Genomic DNA, 16,380 nt, shown 5'->3' on the forward strand with positions numbered 1-16,380 from the left:
CTTTCTCGTATTCATCGTCGGGGACGTTTAAATCAATTCGCAGCATGTGTCTTCCTTCATTATTAAATCGTTAACCCAATAAATTAGTCAGACTATTTAGCTAATTTTTACCAAAGCATAAAGAGTTTATTGCTGACTGCCGCGAAAAAACCCCGCATCCTCGGCATCTTGGCATCCATGACGAGGTGAGTGTTTATGCGCGGTGGCTTTTCGATATCCTGTTTTGCCGGCCTGCTGGGATTGGCTGTGTGGTGTATGCCGCAGGCGCAAGCGGCGGAGAAAGATGAACTGGCCAGTGCAAAGCGTCTGATTGAGCAGGTACAAATGGCCCTGGCGCGCGCAAGTCTCGCAGAAAAGCAATCTGACACTGCAAAACACCCTCGTTATGACTTTGATTATTCGCGCATCAAAGCCGATCTCAACACCATTAAAGCCGGTATCGATCACTACCTTATGCCTTCCCGTGACCAGCCCCATGAATCCGGCTTGTTATCCGGCCATTACCGTCAGGAAAACCCGCAATGACGCCGGCGCAACGCCATGCCTTTGAAGTGGCCTCCGGACACTTTGATATCACTTTTTTGTCTCTGGTGTGTGTCGGATTTTTCTTAGCCACCTTATTTTTCTGGGCGGCCTGGGCGGCGGTGGATGTCTGGAACGGCTGGGCAAATGAAAAAATGCGTAATCAGACCCTCAGCCAGTTTGCCATCCGAACCGCGGTATTACTGGTCGTGGCTGTCTGGATGTTTGCGAGCTGAGGCAATGAACACAATGAAAAGGAACAGAGTCACTATGAAGCCCATTTTTACCGTCTGCCGGCGTATCGGTGCCCGAATAAATGCCTTTCTTTTATTGTGCTGCCTGTCCTGTGAATCCGCCCGGGCTGATTTACCGGCTATCGAACCGCCAAAAAGTGGTGGCGGGGGCGGATTGCTGGGACAGGCGAAAGGGTACGCGCAGGATGGCATTGTGATTGGCGGGTTGATCCTCTCAGCGGTGGCGTTCTTTAAGGTGGCTTCGGCTGCCGTCGAAACGTTTTCCGAAGTGCGGGATGGCAAATCAACCTGGACCCAGTTTGGTGCCATCGTCGTGGTCGGCGTGGTGCTGTTGGTTGCCGTGATTTGGCTGCTGTCAAAATCGGCCAGCATTATTTTTTAAGGGCATCACCATGCAGACAATCGCTTTCTTACCGGACCGTTTAAACGCCGAACCGGTGGTCTTTCGCGGGTTCACCACGCCGGAGCTGGGACTGGCCGCCCTGGCGGGGATCGTGCTCGGACTGGCCGTCAGCCTTCCCCTGATCCCCTTAGCCGGTTGGGTCATGCTCCCGACCGGCATGTTGGTGATGCCCTTGTTACTGATAAGCTTTGGCGGGCGTTGGCTCGCACACCTCAAGCGGGGTAAGCCGGAGAATTATCTCTGGCTGAAACTGGAAGAGAAAAAACGCCGGCTGGGTCTCGGTGATCCGGCTTTGATTATTGCCGCCCGGGGCTGGTCGTTGCGCCGTAGCCGGAGCGTGCGATGAGCCGGTTTCGTCATGCAATCAAAAACCGGGATCAGCATATTCTGACCCTGCGGGTGGCGTGCGGTATTTTGGTGGGGGTATTGCTGCTGAGCCTGACGGGCTGGATGGCGTCACCGCGCAATCTCACTATCCATCATCCGCCGGACTTACGTACCGGCAGCACACGCCCGTGGTGGGAAGTGCCGACACCCAGTGTCTACAGTTTCGCCTTTTATATCTTCCAGCAACTGAATGCCTGGCCGAAAAATGGCGCACAGGACTATCCGGCCAAAATTGATGCACTTTCTCCTTATCTGACGCCGGCCTGTCAGGATTTTCTGCGGGAAGATGCCAAAACCCGGGCTGACAGTGGCGAGCTGCTTGACCGGGTGCGCGTGGTGTATGAGATCCCCGGCCGCGGCTATGGGACGCGCCGTGTGACGGTGCGTGACCGGGATAACTGGGTCGTCCGGCTGGATTTGGTGGCCGATGAATATTATCACGCCGAACCGGTCAAACGGGCATTAGTGCGCTACCCCCTGAAAGTGGTGCGCTGGGAGGGCGATGCCGAGCGTAATCCCTTCGGATTAGCACTGGATTGTTATGACGGCATGCCACAGCGGCTGGAAGCGATGCCGCAACCTTTGGAACAGAGAAAGGGGGTATTTCAATGAAAGGATATCCACCTGGCTGTCGCCGTGTTTGGCTGGGTTTGGCCTGCCTGTTGCTGTTTTGCGTCGGCGCTAAGGCCGATGAACTGATGAAATGGGAACGTGTGCCGTTAGCCATTGCGCTTAAGGTGGGGCAAGAGCGGATTATTTTTGCGGAGCGGAATGTCCGTATCGGTTTGCCGCCGTCACTCAGTGATAAATTGCGGGTACAAAGTGCCGGCGGGGCGGTGTACCTGAAAGCCAGCCATGCTTTCCCGTCAACCCGCCTGCAATTGCAGGACAGCGAAAATGGCGAAATCATTTTACTGGATGTGACCGCAGGAAAAACCGATGCCACTGAACCGGTACGCATTATTTACCCGAATGAAAAACAACCTGCTTCAACCGAAAAATCACAACACCAGAGTAAACCCCAATTATCTGCGCCCGTTCCGGTGGCCTTAATCCGCTATGCCGCGCAGCAATTGTATGCCCCATTACGTACCGTCGAGCCGGTGACCGGCATCCAGCCGGTGAATCTGCATTTACCTGAGTTTATCACGACGCTTTACCCGTCAGAGCCGATTGAAATTACCCCGCTGGCCGGCTGGAGACTGCACCATCACACAGTGGCAGCACTGAAACTGCGCAATCCCACCCAACGAAAAATCACCCTCGACCCGCGAGAATTACAGGGGCAGTTTGTCGCGGCCACGTTCCAGCATCGCTGGCTGGCTGAAACGGGAACGCCGGAGGATACGACGGTATTGTACCTGGTCACAAAAGGGCAGCCGGATAATACCTTTATCCCTGAGCCGGTATCGGTGAAACCGGGAGGCCGCCATGGAAGTTAAGTCTAATGCGTTGGTGAAAATACTGGTGCCGGTGGTATTGCTTATCGGCGGGGTTATTGGCATCAAAAGTTGCCGTTCAACGGAAAGTGCCGCGCCCGGCACGACAGCGGATCATGTGCTGGCCACGCTGTCACCGGAAGAGTTGCAGGCGCTGGGGGTCGGGGGCGATACGCCGGAAGATACCCTGCGTACCCTGATAGGCGCCCTCAATAAAGTGCGGGCAGAGCAGAAACGTTTAAGCCAGCAGAATGCCGATATTTTAAAAGAAAATAACCAGTTAAAAAGTCAGAATCAGGATGTTGCCAGCCAGATAGATACGGCGGTTACGGCTATTCGTCGGGACGATGAACAGCGTCAGCGCACGTTGCAGGATGAGCAGCAGGGATTACTGGCACAGGTTGATTTACTCACCGAGCGGTTAAATTCAGCACCGTTGCCTGCTCAGGATAGTTCAATACCCCTTGGGTTGGGACTGGCAGGGAATCAGTATGCGTCCAATCCAGTCAGGGGGCAGGATGAACTCATTTGGGTGACGCCTGCCGATGAAAAACCGGTTGAGAACCCAAACGTGGCTTATGGCCAACCGGCCGCGAAATTTCCGACTTCTTTTTTAAGTGAACAACCGGCAACGGGGCAAAATCCCCCACCGATCCCTTTGCTGAAGGAAGAAAACGAAAAACCGGTCTATACCCTGCCGGAAAATGCCACGCTGGCAGGCAGTCAGGCGATGACTGCGTTGCTCGGTCGGGTGCCGGTCAATGGCACCGTGACAGACCCTTACCCGTTCAAGATCCTGATTGGCAAAGATAACCTGACCGCCAACGGTATCGAACTGCCGGAAGTGGAAGGGGCGGTGGTGTCCGGCTCGGCCAGTGGCGACTGGACCCTCTCCTGCGTACGGGGACAGGTCAATGCCATCACGTTTGTGTTTCAGGATGGCACCGTGCGTACCCTGCCGGGCAAAGGGCAAAACCCGCAGGGTATCGGCTGGTTGTCGGATGAAAACGGCATTCCCTGTATCAGCGGTGAGCGTAAATCCAATGCCAGCACCTATCTGCCAACGTTGTTTGCCCTCTCGGCCATGAATTCAGCCGGGGACGCCTTGAACGAGAGTCAGCGCACCGCCCAAACCAACGGCACCGGCGGTATCACTTCCGCCTTAACAGGCAACGCCGGACAGGCGGCATTAGGCAAAGCGATATCCGGGGGGATGAAGGAGATGGGCGAATGGCTCAAACAACGTTACAGCCAGACGTTTGATGCGGTTTACGTGCCGCCCGGTGCCGGCGTTGTGGTGCATATCACCCAGAGTCTGGCGATAGATTACGAAACGAAAGGCCGTAAGGTGCACTACGGCGTGAGTGAACCCACTCAATATGATACGACTCAGGAAGCCTTAGATTAATGGAAAAGCCTGTCTTTCAATGGCTGTTCAGTGCCAGCCAACCCTATTGCCTGCAAATTAACAACCCCCTACACGCTGAACCTGTGCCGGTTCAGCTCTGCTGGCGGCCTGCCGATAAAAAAACATCCCGGCTCTGTCTTGCCATCGGCAAGGCGTGTCAACTGTTGGGTGACGGTGATTTTACTGTTTTTCGCCTGTCAGACACACAGTGGCAATCCGTGGTGGCAGGCAACAGCGAGGCTGAGCCGGAACAGTGGGAGCGCCTGGCGTTTACGGTATCGGAACTGGCTGTCCACCCTGAGTTTGCCACCTTTACCACCATGGGCACTACGGAGGTTCAGCGATGCGAAAAATAAACGCGGTTGTCGTGTTGTGTCTGTCAGGGCTGATGGCCGGTTGTTCAACCTCGAAAGACACGTTGCTGCCTGCCGGAAAGCAGACGGTGCTGGCGATGTGGCAGGGCAATAAAGCCGGTCACACTCCCGTGCAGGCAAGAACCGCATTGCGCAGAACGTTGACCGGGACCGAACACAGACGAGCGCTGGAAGCGCCCTATCATTACAGCCGTTCGGCTGAGCAGGAAATCAGTCAGCAGTTTCCCCGTCTCCCCAATCCCGATATGGTGATGTATGTGTTTCCGCATCTGGCGGCCGGCAATACGCCGATACCGGGCTACAGCACCGTGTTCCCGTTTTATCAGCAGGTGCAGTACGCCCTGCCGGGTGAACGCACGGAGGCCCTGTGATGGAAATCCCCAAACCGCTGCACCGCCCCGGCCAGCTGCGTGAAGCCGATGAAGCCGCGATTTACCGGGCCAACCCTTCCATTATCGATTATCTGCCCTGGGTGGAATATCTGGAAGACGGTCAATGCCTGTTGCTGGATGATGGTGTCTCCGTCGGGGCAGTCTACCGCATCGAGCCTGTTGCCACCGAAGGGCGCCCGCTTGAACGACTGGTTGAAATCAGGGATCAGCTGGAAGATGCGATCCAGGACAGTCTGGAGGAAGACGATATCTCACCGTGGGTGGTGCAATTTTTTTGTCAGGACGAAGATGATCCTGCGGCCTATCTCAATACATTACGGGATTACGTCAAACCCTGGGCGCAAGGGACCGCGTTTACGGCGGCCTTTCTGGCTGAATCTGAGCGCCACCTGAACAGCATTGCCCGGCCTGAGGGCATATTTCAGGATAGCCTGATCACCGGGCAACCGTGGCGGGGGCAGCAGCGCCAGACGCGCATGGTCGTCTATCGCTGGCTGCCTGCCCACCAATCACAGGCAACCAACTCAACGTTATCTTCAGTGGCCGCACTCAACCCGGTCTGCGAGCGGCTGGTGTCGTCACTGGCGGCGGCGGGAATTGTGGCTGTCCGGCAGCATGGCGCGCAGATCCACAGTTGGTTGTTACGTCATTTTAATCCATCCCCGGACTGGGGCATGGCAAAAGCCGATTTTTATCGCACGGTCAGTGATGAAACGCCCCCGCAGCCCGATCTCCCGCTTCATCATGATTTTGCCGAAAGCCTGTGGTTTACCCCGCCGGTGTCTGATCCTGACAATGGCATCTGGTGGTTTGATGGCCTGCCACATAAAGCGGTGCCGGTTGAACGTCTGCGCCGTCCGCCAGAACCGGGCACGCTGACGGGGGAAGTGAAACGGGGGGATAATATCAATGCGTTGATGGATATGATGCCGGAAGGCACCGTGGTTTCTTTGACCATCGTGGCGCAGGCTCAGGATACGCTGGAAGCGGATTTTACCCGGCTGGCAAAAAATGCGGTGGGGGAAAATACCGGATCGGCGCGTGTCCGGCAGGATGTGCAGGAAGTCAAAGCCTTACTGGGACGACGCCATAAACTGTACCGCAGTGCGCTGATCTTTCTGGTGCGGGGCAACGATATCACTGACCTGAACCAGCGGGTGCATCAGTTATCATCAACGTTACTGACCGCCGGATTACAGCCGGTGCGACCGGAATTCAGTGTGTCCCCGTTGAATGCCTATCTGCGCGCTTTGCCGATGGGGTTTAATCCGCAGAAAGATAAGAAACACTGGTACAGCCGCCTGAGCTGGGTGCAGCATCTGGCCGGACTGATGCCGGTGACCGGCCGTTCAACCGGCACCGGGCACCCGGGATTCAGCTTCTTTAATCGCGGTGGGGCACCACTGACCTTCGATCCGATGAATAAACAGGATCGCACCCAGAATGCGCATTTATTATTATTTGGCCCGACCGGGGCAGGTAAATCCGCTACGTTGTGCGCCTCCCTGGTGCAACTGGTGGCCATCCACCGACCGCGCCTGTTTATTGTCGAAGCCGGCAACAGCTTTGGTTTACTGGCCGATTACTACGCCAGTCTGGGGCTGACGGTGAATAAAATCGGTATCAAGCCCGGTTGTGGGGTGAGTCTGGCGCTGTTTGCTGATGCGCACCAGCTGCTGCAACTGAGCCCCGGACAACTGTGTATTCATGAAGCCGATATTCCGGATACCGATGAATCGCAGGATGACGGGAATGAACAGCGTGATATTCTGGGTGAGATGGAAATTGCGGCCCGGCTGATGATCACCGGCGGTGAGAAAAAAGAGGAAGAGCGTTTAACCCGTTCCGACCGGGGTTTGATCCGCGAAGCCATTATGATGGCGGCACAGATCAGCTTTGTTGAGCAACGTCAGATGCTGGCTTCTGACTTACAAAATGCGCTGTATGCTATCGCCCGCAATCACCGGCAGGATGAGCATGGGCAACCTTTAATTACGGCACACCGGCGGGCGCGGGCAGATGAAATGGCCGGCGCCATGTCGATGTTTACCCAGGGTTTTGAAGGCGAACTGTTTAACCGTCCCGGCACCCCGTGGCCGGAAGTGGATGTCACCCTGATTGATTTGGGCACACTGGCACGGGAAAACTACTCGGCGCAAATGGCGCTGGCGATGGTGTCACTGATTAATATGGTGAATAATCTGGCCGAACGCGATCAGTATCAGGACAGGGAACTGCAACTGGTGATTGATGAAGGGCATATCACCACCACCAACCCGCTGCTGTCGCCCTATATGACCAAGGTGGTGAAAATGTGGCGTAAACTGGGCGCCTGGCTGTGGCTGGCGACGCAAAACCTCGCCGATTACCCGGATACGGCTGAGAAAATGCTGAATATGGCCGAATGGTGGCTGTGCCTGACCATGCCTCCGGATGAAGTCGAACAAATCGCCCGCTTCAAAAAACTTAACGAAGAACAGAAAGCCGTCTTGCTCTCCGCCAGTAAATTACCCCGCTGTTATACCGAAGGCGTGGTGCTGGCGAAAAAAATTGAAGCCCTGTTCCGGGTCGTGCCCCCGAGCCTTTATCTGGCACTGGGGATGACGGAAAAAGAAGAAAAAGCGGAACGACGGGCGTTAATGCGGGAATATCAGTGCAGTGAACTGGAGGCGGCGATGTGGGTGGCCAGAAAGATGGATGTTGCGCGGGGGTTAAAACTGACATAACGATTTAATCTTATTATCGGGTAGATTGACTGACGTTACCTTTCTTGCCTAAAAAATTGAGATGAATATAAGAATGAAAAAGCATCAATCCAATCATGGAAAAAAGAAACTTTATCGCCGGGTCAATACGACAACCCATTTCGTTTTTCATCATGGCGGTGAATATCGATGGGAGCGAGCCAGACAAAAATTAATCAGGGAAGATATGCCCTGCTTTCTGTCTATGAAAGGCAAACAAAGACGCGGCTTAGATTACACGCCACTTTTTATGTTTTTATTGAGTAAAGTCGGTGAAAAATGGGATGCGGTTCACAGTGAAGCCATTCAGCGACTGGACAGTCCAGAACCTTTATTTTGGCTAGTGGCGTTACATGAGCATGAACAAAGAGAGTATATCCGCTGTGGTGAATCCAGTTATTACAACGGGTTGTTCGTCGATGGATCCGGTTTTTTAAGGAAGGTAAATCCAAATCTGTCAGTAAATGATATTCCTGTCCAGTGTCAGTGCTGTACGCATACATTTAACGGGGTTCCTGTTCATCGCTGATCCAGGTAATTTTCACCATGAGAAAAAGAATTAACCGCAGTATTTAAAGCACTTTTTCTGCATGTTACCCCTTTCAGTATGAATGAAAAGGGTCACAATCCGTGGTGCAAAAAAAACAATCCACTTGGCACAATAGAACAAAATGGCTGATTATTAGCGGGTTAAGTCTGTCGCTGAGTTTTCCCGGTCAGGCCAGGCCAGAAGATCAAAACCAAGATCTGCCGGCACAAAAACTGGCCGAAATCACCACCCAATGGGGGCAACTGACTCAATCGCAGTCACCCAGCGAAGCGGCAAAAACACTGGCTGCCCAGCAATTATCGTCTGCGGTGACATCAACACTGACACCGTGGTTGAACCAATACGGCAATGCCCGCCTCACACTGCCTTTCGACAGCCATTTTGCGTTAAAAGACATTGCATTGGATGGATTGCTGCCTTTTTATCACTCGGTTTCGGGTACCGCATTCAGCCAGTCAGGGGTAAAAACCCACCACGGCCAGACAACAACCACACTTGGATTCGGCTATCGCTATGTCGCCGATGACTGGCTCTGGGGTGCCAATATCTTCTGGGATGCGTTGTGGCCGGAGCAGCATCACCGTTACAGTCTTGGGTTAGAAGCCTGGCACGATAACGTCAAACTGTCTGCCAACCTTTACCAGCGCTTATCTCACTGGAAACCCGCCCGGCTCACCGATTTCGATGCAAGACCGGCCAATGGCTGGGATATTCAGGCCGAAGCGTATTTGCCGGCTTTTCCTCACTGGGGCGGGCAGTTGACGTATGAACACTATTATGGGCAGCAGGTTGCCTTATTCGGTGGATCCGAACGCCAGAAAAATCCGTACAGCGTCATCGCCGGGCTGACTTACACGCCAGTCCCCTTAGTCACACTGGGTGCCGATTTTCGGCAGGGTAAGCAAGGGGTCAGTGAGAACCGTTTTACCCTGAACCTCAATTATCGGTTGGGTGTTCCGTTCGGCCATCAACTTGACCCGAACGCGGTCGCTCCCCTGCGCAGCCTGAGATCCAGTCAGTTTGATTTTGTGAACCGGCGCAGTGATATGGTACTGGATTATCAGAAGCAAACGTTGCTGACGCTGGCCTTTCCGACTTCGGTTAAAGGCTATGAAGGCAAGGAAGTGACCTTTGTGCCGGTTATCCAATCCCAATATCCCCTGGCACGTTTAGCGCTGGATACGGCTGAATTACAGCAGGCAGGCGGGAAAGTACTTGATCAGCAACCAGGTAAAGTGACATTACGGTTGCCGAAAACCACGGGAAAACCCGTCCGGCTTTCGGGGGTTGTCGTTGATAATCGGGGTAACCGTTCCAACCGGGCAGAAATCATGGTGGTAAGCCTGCCGACCGAAAAGCGATGGCAGGTGACAGCGAATAAAACGCAGGCCAAAGCCGATGGTCATGACAGTGTGATCTATACCGTCCTTGTCACCGATCAGGAAGGCGCTCCTGTTTCCACTCAGGCGGTTATCTGGTCAAGTGATAAAGGCGAATTATCCCAAACCCGGCAGGATACGGATGCGCAGGGGCAGGCATCGGTCGTGCTGCGCAGTCGTCAGCAGGGGCTGCATACGGTACGTGTTTCCGTGGATGAAGAGGTTGCTGTTGCACCTTCAGTCCAGTTTGATGCGGTGCTGATACCCGAAATTACCATTGATAAGCACAGCGTTCAGGCGGATGGGCAATCGAGGGCGACCTTGACGGTCACGGTTAAAAACGCCGATGGTCAACCTGTGCCCAATCAGGCTGTTGGCTGGCAGACCCCGCTCGGTCAGTTCTCCTCATTTTCATTGATGACTGATGCGAAAGGGCAGGCCACCGCCTATTTAACCAGCAAAGTATCAGGAAATGCCGCAGTGACCGTGGCGGTTGGCAGTGAAATGGTGATGGCTTCACCGATTACTTTTATCGCTTCGTTAACGCACACACTTCAGGCAGACAAACAAACCGCGATGGCCGATGGCCAGGACAGCATTCTTTATACGGTGAACGTGCGCGATGCAGCAGATCACCCCGTTGCCAACAGCAAAGTGCAATGGTCAGTGGGTAGAGGGCAACTGCTGGACAGGCAGGAACAGACAAACAGTCAGGGAGAAGCGACAGCCCGGTTAATCAGCCGCATCGCAGGGAGGGCAACGGTGAAAGCCGAGGTGGCGGGAAAAACCCTTGATGCTGCTCCGGTGATGTTTGAACGCCGGCTGAAACCCGCGATCACGGTGGACAAAGTCAGGGCTAAAGGTGATGGGCAGGATACGATTGTGTTAACGGCTATAGTGCGAGATTCATTGGGATCACCTGTGGCAAATCAGCCGGTGAGTTGGCAAGCAGATCACGGTGTGTTGTCTTCAGAACGCACACAAACTGACCCTCAGGGACAAACGCAAGTTCGATTGAACAGCACGTTTGCTGGGCTGCATCAGGTGCAAATCCAGGTTGAAGATCATAAAGTGGCCACCCCCATGGTGGCGTTTGATGAAGTGCTGTTATCCACCATCAGGGTCAATAAAACCCGTGCTGCGGCGGATGGCGAAGATCGGGTGACTTTTACTGTCACCGTCACCGATATTCATGGGCAGGGAGTTCCGGATAAAGCGGTTGACTGGTCTGGCAACCTTGGCGAGATGATTTTTGCAGAAGACAGGACAGACCGTCAGGGAAATGCAACAGCAACCCTTGTCAGTCGTCATGTTGGACAGGCTTCGGTCACTGCTGACGTTGGTGAGCAGTCAGTCGTCTCCTCTGTGGAATTTATCCTGCCGTTACGCCTGGTTGATACCGTTGCCATTGACCGTCAGGGCGGCAATGCTAACCAGAAATCGTTTGGTCTTCGGGGGCCTTCCGTACTCTGGCGTGGTGCGAAATTTCGCCTTATCACGGCCGGCAATACAGGTCGGGTGAACTGGCAGAGTGATTCATCCTCGGTGACGGTATCGGGGGATGGGGTGACGGTGCAACAAAATCCTGACAGAGTCAGGCTCACCGGCACTGATGAGACCGGGCAACAGGTAGCACTGACCTTGACGGTTCACACCTGGTTTGAGCGCTCCGGCCTGACGAAAGATTTTTATTCTCATGCGAAACAGCTTTGCCAATCACTCGGCAGCCGGATTGCCTCCAAATATGCCCTCGAACGGCTCTATGAGGAATGGGGGAACTTTTACCTTTATGATGGTTGGGCGCGGGAATTTTACGTGACATCAACGGATTATCTGGCGGCCAGCTCAGGTTCAGCAGAGCATCAGGCGAAATGGGCGTTTTGGGCAGAAACAGATCGATGGATGCGAAATGGCTGGCCGATGACAGGATTTGCGTGCAGTCGTTAATGAATAACAGGGCGGTTTTGCTTTGATCTTCAGTCCCTTTTTTCATTTTTCGGAAAACTAATTAATTACTGACATCAATAATGCATTTCTTCAGGCTATCCCAGTGTTTGATAAAACGGGAAGTGGACTATGTGGAAGTCGGCTTTATTGCTTTGGGGGGGCGTGCTGGCCTCATTATCGGCTAATGCGAAAGTGGTTATTTATACCGACAGTCAGCATCCTCCCGCCAATCTTTCCCCGGAGACACAAATTGTCTGGCTGGATGCGGCTGAACAACATCAGAGACAAATCTTCGCTCACCTTTCTGCCGATCCGCAGCAAGCCGCTATTCAGGCACAAGCTATTCTGCAATCACCCCAATGGCATCAGCAGGAACAGCAGCTGATTCAGTCTTATCGTGCTGTTGTTAAAGCCTGGCAATCAGGTGTGCGTAAATATCCAGCGGTGGTGTTTGATGACCGGGATGTGGTGTATGGCACGGTGGATGTGGCAAAAGCAAATGCCCTCAGGGAGCCGCGCCAGCCATGAAGACACCCCGCCTTGCTTTTCCTGTTGCCATCACGCTGATAGCGGCGTTTGCTCCCTTTGCGCAGGCTTCCCTCAACACTGCCCAGATTGTGGCCGACAGTCTCTCGCCATCCTGTATCCAGTGGCGGGTCAGCGGTATTTGTTACTGGCTGTTTTGTTCCTGGCATGGCTGTACGGTAAAAACGTCGGTTAAAGTCACGCACTACCTCCCCGAAGCGGTGGTGTCCACCTATCACGCCCCCGGTGGCAATCCGTGGGCAGACATGGCGCAAGTCAGCCGGTTATCCGGCGGACTGGAAAATGCTGTCACCGGGCGTTATCCCACCTGGCTGCCGAGGGAATAGTCTTCTGACGCTTTATCACATGATTTTTTCATCCTGAAGATGGCTCATGCTCATAAACACTTCACATAAACTCACATTTTTAGGCACAATGGTATTGATATCATATTTTGGGGAACTAAACAGAAAGGGAAAAAGATCCCGGCCATTTTCAAGTTTTCTTGTTTTATCGAGTGTTTCAAAGTAGTTGTAGATCTCCGATACCACTTTTTTATGTATTTTACTTTTAATAAAATTATTTCTCTGAAAGGGATTTTCATAGTCGCCATAGTACAATTCACGCAAATAAAGAATATCTTCTTCTCCGTCTTCATACATTGAAGAGGTGACTAAGGCCATAATTTGATCTGTGCGATCTTTCTTGACGTGGGTAAAAAAATCATTAATGCACTGCTGTAACTGAGGTGTGCATTTTCCTTGTGGTTTTGGCCGTTTTATTGCTTCAAAAGTGGTCTGTTCTTCCGACATTTTTAACATATCAGTCATGATATTTTTAAATTCTTTCGGGCATTGTGTCTGTTTTACTTCCGCATAAACACAACGGCCAAAATGACCGGAATTGTGGGTGTAATTGTATTTTTTGATAGTCAGGACATATATTCCCGGCTGCGGTGCACACTCTTCTATGTCAGTGGATTCATAGACGAACCTGAAATAGATACCGTTTTTTTTGTTATAGCCGATCAGTTTTCTCGCCGCCGCAAAATCGGCGACAGTACATCCACAATCGCAATAAAAGGGGATCTCGCCATTAATAAGAAGAAACCAGCCTTCTGGAACGGTGATTTCGTTTTGCATGGGATTTATCATGTATCGTGTTCCTCTCCAAGATTGATAATGGTGGTCAGTGTGTATCAGTCGGCGCTGCCGCCAGTCTGCCTTTTTCCAGCGGGGGAATGCCTCTGTTGCAACGTCGTCAGGTATTTTTTTATTGACAGGGTATCATTTTCCTTATTCTCATGAAGCTTCTGTTGGTTTCCGCTGACTTATGCCATCTGATAGCCGGACAGAAAAGGAACAGGCAAATCCCGTTATTGATGCATGTCCTTGTTGCTCATTATGGTGAAATGCTGACTGTGTTATCGGCATATTTTTCATTGAGTTCATTACAAATTTTGTCAGCCGGTGTGTTTATTTTCATTTTCAGAAAATCAGTTACGGGCTGACTTTTACGGTGGCTTTCTTCACGCTGGCCTGATGGTTTGCAACAGAGCAACAGAGGCGGAGAGGATGAAAAAGCCGTATTTAATATTTTTGCGGGGAGGGGGGGTGGCAGGGAGTGCAGGTGCGGGCACGGTGGTGTATGGCACAGCGGATGTGGCGAACGCACGCGCACTCAGGGAGCAGACTCAACCATGAGTATTCAACGTGTGACTTTTCCTGCGTTCATCACCCTAATAGCGGCATTTTCCCCGGTTACGCAGGCCTCAATCAATACCGCTCAGATTGTCGCCAGCAGTCTCTCGCCCGCCTGCATTCAGTGGCGGGTCAGTGGCATCTGTTACTGGTTACTCTGTGGCTGGCACGGTTGTACCGTGAAAATATCGGTTAAGGTGACCCATTATCTTCCCGAAGCGGTGGTGTCCACCTATCACGCCCCCGGTGGCAACCCGTGGTCAGACATGGCGCAAGTCAGCCGATTATCCGGCGGAGTGGAAAATACGGTGACCGGGGCGTTATCTCATCTGAATGCCGGCGGGGGACATCACAATGTCCAGATTGCCGGGCAACGGCGTACCAGCCTGCGTTTTAAATATGCCGATGCCATCGGGCATCCCGCGACCAACCTGATAGGCGGGCACATTCCCGGTTATGCCTGCCGCAGTGCAGCCACCCCGTTGATGCCTTATTTTCTCAGCACGCTGGATACGATGGCGTGGCGCTCCGGTTTGCCGGAATCGTTCTATCCGGAAGCCCTTATTCCCGGTCAGCGGGAGCTGGGCAGCCAGATGGCCGGGAATCTGTGGGGCAATATTTATCCACGCTCAGGGTTTGTCAATCAGACCGATGAGGATAAGACTGCCGCCGTGGTGGCGCAGCGGGTGGCGGATATCATCACCCGAACCGGACAATCCCATGTTTATCAGACACTGAAAGGCACACCCACCGCCGGTTACTGGCCACCGGAGCCGGTGAAAGAAAATACCGGCACGAAAAATCACCAATGGCAACGGTTATCACCGAAGCTAAGCCCGTCCTGTGCCGTGTTTCCTGATGGTGAACATTCGGCTGCAATCGATGGCAATCAAGCCTATGCCCTGTGGCAGCCTTACAGTTGCTGCCAGCGGCGGGGACAACGTTTTCTCAGCAGCACAGCTATCTGAAAAAAGGATGAATGATGACGAAGATAAACGCGTTATTACTGATAATCAGTGGTCTAGCCATGACTTCTGTACAGTCCAACGCAGCCGGGCTGTCCCTCACATTACCGCAGGTGAACCGAAGTGCACTGGGTTATGGGGCAGAGGCCAGCGGTGCGGTATCCGATACGCTGTTCTATACCCTGGGGGGCGGTTCGGTGATTTCTGAACCCGCCAGTCGCAGTGGTTCAGCCACCCTTGGCGGGTTAGAACTGGGCTGGCGCTCGGATTTGATGTGCGGCAATTTTGACCTGAAAGCGACCGTCAGCAACCAGTTAAACGGTATCACGGCCGGGTTCAAGAACCTGATGAGTGATGTGATTCAGGGTGCGACCGGTGCCGTAGCCAGCCTGCCGGCGATGATTATCCAGCGAGCCAATCCGGGGCTGTATGACATGCTGACTAACGGCGTTTTGCAGGCCAATGTCGCCTTCGACAAAGCCCAGTTCAATTGCCAGGCCATGGCCAATAAGATGATGGATTTTGCGCAGAACAATAAATGGACTCAATCGGCGGCCTTGCAGGAATACAAAAGTCTGGTCAATGGCGGGGATGGTGATGCGGTGCGCGCTAATAACGCCGGCAGCAAAGTGACCGGTGCCGGCGGGCATCCATGGATTGGCGGGCAAAGGCAGGGGGGCAAGGGGCAGCATGCCATTCGTCCGACCCGCGATTTAGCCAGCGCCGGCTTTAATATGATGAATCAGCTGCCGGTGCTGAGCCAATCATCGGTCAGGACCCAAAATTGTGAGGGCAGTGCCTGTCGTAAATTCAGCACAGCGAGTGAAGCGGCAGAAGCAGTGGTCAGGGTATTGGGCGACCGGGCAATCCGCACCTGTGCTCACGCAGCAGACTGCATCAGCGGTGGTGAAAAACACCAGCCGGGTACGACGGTAGCAGGAACGGGTTTTGCCCCGATGCTGGAAGCGCATACCAAAACCAATACGGAACAGTTGCTGAAACTGGTCAGCGGCACGGAAAAACCGACGATAGCCAATCTGGCGAAACTGAAAACCGGTAGTTTGACGGTCACTCAGGGTGTCATTCAGGCGTTGCAGCGTGATCCGGATAAAGCTGCACTGACAGCACGTTTGGCCGGCGAACTGGCGATGGCCGAAACCACAGAGATGGCATTGTTAATGCGGCGAATGCTGATTACCGGCATGTCTGAACCCAATGCGGCGGCACAATCGGAAGCCCTGGCGGAAGGCGAACGGCGGATTGAGGCACTGGACCGGGAAATCCATGCCTTAACAGCCTATTCAGTATTTTTTCTACGCAGCAACACGACGAGAAATGCCAGATTGACGAACTGAAGGCTGGTATTCAAATATCTCTCACAGTTCTTCCAC

At 53.3% G+C, this 16,380-nt stretch carries 16 protein-coding genes and 3 pseudogenes; 17 read left to right on the plus strand and 2 right to left on the minus strand.

Going from position 1 to position 16,380, the window contains the following annotated elements:
• Nucleotides 1-195: 195 nt before the first annotated feature.
• From Xedl_RS17455 to Xedl_RS17520, 14 genes and pseudogenes are all read left to right on the plus strand, one after another.
• The gene (locus tag Xedl_RS17455) at nucleotides 196-525 is read left to right on the plus strand and encodes an integrative conjugative element protein, RAQPRD family (RefSeq protein WP_074025050.1); all 330 of its coding nucleotides are present in this window, start codon (nucleotides 196-198) and stop codon (nucleotides 523-525) included.
• Nucleotides 522-758, plus strand: a complete 237-nt coding sequence (locus Xedl_RS17460; protein WP_074025051.1) for a TIGR03758 family integrating conjugative element protein — start codon at nucleotides 522-524, stop codon at nucleotides 756-758. The genes Xedl_RS17455 and Xedl_RS17460 overlap by 4 nt, the downstream gene beginning before the upstream one ends.
• A 34-nt stretch (nucleotides 759-792) precedes the next feature.
• Nucleotides 793-1,158, plus strand: a complete 366-nt coding sequence (locus Xedl_RS17465) for a TIGR03745 family integrating conjugative element membrane protein (RefSeq protein WP_074025052.1) — start codon at nucleotides 793-795, stop codon at nucleotides 1,156-1,158.
• A gap of 10 nt (nucleotides 1,159-1,168) precedes the next feature.
• Nucleotides 1,169-1,525, plus strand: a complete 357-nt coding sequence (locus Xedl_RS17470) for a TIGR03750 family conjugal transfer protein (protein WP_074025053.1) — start codon at nucleotides 1,169-1,171, stop codon at nucleotides 1,523-1,525.
• Entirely contained in the window at nucleotides 1,522-2,178 is a 657-nt protein-coding gene (locus Xedl_RS17475) for a PFL_4703 family integrating conjugative element protein (protein ID WP_074025054.1), read from the plus strand. Before Xedl_RS17470 ends, Xedl_RS17475 begins: the two co-directional genes overlap by 4 nt.
• Nucleotides 2,175-3,008: a TIGR03749 family integrating conjugative element protein gene (locus Xedl_RS17480; RefSeq protein ID WP_074025055.1), complete on the plus strand. Its 834-nt coding sequence runs from the start codon at nucleotides 2,175-2,177 to the stop codon at nucleotides 3,006-3,008. The genes Xedl_RS17475 and Xedl_RS17480 overlap by 4 nt, the downstream gene beginning before the upstream one ends.
• The gene (locus tag Xedl_RS17485; RefSeq protein ID WP_074025056.1) at nucleotides 2,998-4,413 is read left to right on the plus strand and encodes a TIGR03752 family integrating conjugative element protein; all 1,416 of its coding nucleotides are present in this window, start codon (nucleotides 2,998-3,000) and stop codon (nucleotides 4,411-4,413) included. Before Xedl_RS17480 ends, Xedl_RS17485 begins: the two co-directional genes overlap by 11 nt.
• On the plus strand, nucleotides 4,413-4,769 hold the full coding sequence (locus Xedl_RS17490) for a hypothetical protein (protein ID WP_074025057.1): 357 nt from the start codon (nucleotides 4,413-4,415) through the stop codon (nucleotides 4,767-4,769). Before Xedl_RS17485 ends, Xedl_RS17490 begins: the two co-directional genes overlap by 1 nt.
• Nucleotides 4,757-5,158: a TIGR03751 family conjugal transfer lipoprotein gene (locus Xedl_RS17495; protein WP_074025058.1), complete on the plus strand. Its 402-nt coding sequence runs from the start codon at nucleotides 4,757-4,759 to the stop codon at nucleotides 5,156-5,158. Before Xedl_RS17490 ends, Xedl_RS17495 begins: the two co-directional genes overlap by 13 nt.
• A complete protein-coding gene (locus Xedl_RS17500) occupies nucleotides 5,158-7,905 on the plus strand; it encodes a conjugative transfer ATPase (protein WP_074025059.1) in 2,748 nt (915 codons plus the stop codon). The genes Xedl_RS17495 and Xedl_RS17500 overlap by 1 nt, the downstream gene beginning before the upstream one ends.
• Nucleotides 7,906-7,978: 73 nt before the next feature.
• The gene (locus tag Xedl_RS17505; protein ID WP_074025060.1) at nucleotides 7,979-8,452 is read left to right on the plus strand and encodes a hypothetical protein; all 474 of its coding nucleotides are present in this window, start codon (nucleotides 7,979-7,981) and stop codon (nucleotides 8,450-8,452) included.
• Between the two features lie 101 nt (nucleotides 8,453-8,553).
• Nucleotides 8,554-11,799: an Ig-like domain-containing protein gene (locus Xedl_RS17510; RefSeq protein ID WP_074025061.1), complete on the plus strand. Its 3,246-nt coding sequence runs from the start codon at nucleotides 8,554-8,556 to the stop codon at nucleotides 11,797-11,799.
• Nucleotides 11,800-11,928: 129 nt separating this feature from the next.
• Nucleotides 11,929-12,327, plus strand: a complete 399-nt coding sequence (locus Xedl_RS17515) for a TIGR03757 family integrating conjugative element protein (protein WP_074025062.1) — start codon at nucleotides 11,929-11,931, stop codon at nucleotides 12,325-12,327.
• Nucleotides 12,324-12,641, plus strand: a pseudogene (locus Xedl_RS17520) (TraU family protein); the annotation flags it as partial. The gene Xedl_RS17515 and the pseudogene Xedl_RS17520, both read left to right, overlap by 4 nt.
• 45 nt (nucleotides 12,642-12,686) lie before the next feature.
• On the opposite strand, the gene Xedl_RS17525 reads toward Xedl_RS17520, so the two are convergent.
• Nucleotides 12,687-13,478: a hypothetical protein gene (locus Xedl_RS17525; RefSeq protein ID WP_074025063.1), complete on the minus strand. Its 792-nt coding sequence runs from the start codon at nucleotides 13,476-13,478 to the stop codon at nucleotides 12,687-12,689.
• A 420-nt stretch (nucleotides 13,479-13,898) separates the two neighbouring features.
• Here Xedl_RS17525 and Xedl_RS35715 point away from each other — a divergent pair, with 420 nt between their 5' ends.
• The 3 genes and pseudogenes from Xedl_RS35715 to Xedl_RS17540 form a co-directional block, all read left to right on the plus strand.
• The gene (locus Xedl_RS35715; protein ID WP_279625371.1) at nucleotides 13,899-14,027 is read left to right on the plus strand and encodes a hypothetical protein; all 129 of its coding nucleotides are present in this window, start codon (nucleotides 13,899-13,901) and stop codon (nucleotides 14,025-14,027) included.
• Nucleotides 14,024-14,992, plus strand: a complete 969-nt coding sequence (locus tag Xedl_RS17535; protein ID WP_074025065.1) for a TIGR03756 family integrating conjugative element protein — start codon at nucleotides 14,024-14,026, stop codon at nucleotides 14,990-14,992. Before Xedl_RS35715 ends, Xedl_RS17535 begins: the two co-directional genes overlap by 4 nt.
• Nucleotides 14,993-15,051: 59 nt before the next feature.
• Nucleotides 15,052-16,224 (plus strand): annotated as a pseudogene (locus Xedl_RS17540) (integrating conjugative element protein); the annotation flags it as partial.
• Between the two features lie 62 nt (nucleotides 16,225-16,286).
• Here Xedl_RS17540 and Xedl_RS25870 read toward each other — a convergent pair.
• Nucleotides 16,287-16,380 (minus strand): annotated as a pseudogene (locus Xedl_RS25870) (IS5/IS1182 family transposase); the annotation flags it as partial.

It is taken from the genome of Xenorhabdus eapokensis (genome assembly GCF_001908105.1).

What these genes read in the sequence shown, in the direction of transcription:
- Xedl_RS17455 (WP_074025050.1), top strand. Translation starts at nt 196, where the DNA reads ATGCGCGGTGGCTTTTCGATATCCTGTTTTGCCGGCCTGCTGGGATTG.
- Xedl_RS17460 (WP_074025051.1), top strand. Translation starts at nt 522, where the DNA reads ATGACGCCGGCGCAACGCCATGCCTTTGAAGTGGCCTCCGGACACTTT.
- Xedl_RS17465 (WP_074025052.1), top strand. Translation starts at nt 793, where the DNA reads ATGAAGCCCATTTTTACCGTCTGCCGGCGTATCGGTGCCCGAATAAAT.
- Xedl_RS17470 (WP_074025053.1), top strand. Translation starts at nt 1,169, where the DNA reads ATGCAGACAATCGCTTTCTTACCGGACCGTTTAAACGCCGAACCGGTG.
- Xedl_RS17475 (WP_074025054.1), top strand. Translation starts at nt 1,522, where the DNA reads ATGAGCCGGTTTCGTCATGCAATCAAAAACCGGGATCAGCATATTCTG.
- Xedl_RS17480 (WP_074025055.1), top strand. Translation starts at nt 2,175, where the DNA reads ATGAAAGGATATCCACCTGGCTGTCGCCGTGTTTGGCTGGGTTTGGCC.
- Xedl_RS17485 (WP_074025056.1), top strand. Translation starts at nt 2,998, where the DNA reads ATGGAAGTTAAGTCTAATGCGTTGGTGAAAATACTGGTGCCGGTGGTA.
- Xedl_RS17490 (WP_074025057.1), top strand. Translation starts at nt 4,413, where the DNA reads ATGGAAAAGCCTGTCTTTCAATGGCTGTTCAGTGCCAGCCAACCCTAT.
- Xedl_RS17495 (WP_074025058.1), top strand. Translation starts at nt 4,757, where the DNA reads ATGCGAAAAATAAACGCGGTTGTCGTGTTGTGTCTGTCAGGGCTGATG.
- Xedl_RS17500 (WP_074025059.1), top strand. Translation starts at nt 5,158, where the DNA reads ATGGAAATCCCCAAACCGCTGCACCGCCCCGGCCAGCTGCGTGAAGCC.
- Xedl_RS17505 (WP_074025060.1), top strand. Translation starts at nt 7,979, where the DNA reads ATGAAAAAGCATCAATCCAATCATGGAAAAAAGAAACTTTATCGCCGG.
- Xedl_RS17515 (WP_074025062.1), top strand. Translation starts at nt 11,929, where the DNA reads ATGTGGAAGTCGGCTTTATTGCTTTGGGGGGGCGTGCTGGCCTCATTA.
- Xedl_RS17525 (WP_074025063.1), bottom strand. Translation starts at nt 13,478, where the DNA reads ATGATAAATCCCATGCAAAACGAAATCACCGTTCCAGAAGGCTGGTTT.
- Xedl_RS35715 (WP_279625371.1), top strand. Translation starts at nt 13,899, where the DNA reads ATGAAAAAGCCGTATTTAATATTTTTGCGGGGAGGGGGGGTGGCAGGG.
- Xedl_RS17535 (WP_074025065.1), top strand. Translation starts at nt 14,024, where the DNA reads ATGAGTATTCAACGTGTGACTTTTCCTGCGTTCATCACCCTAATAGCG.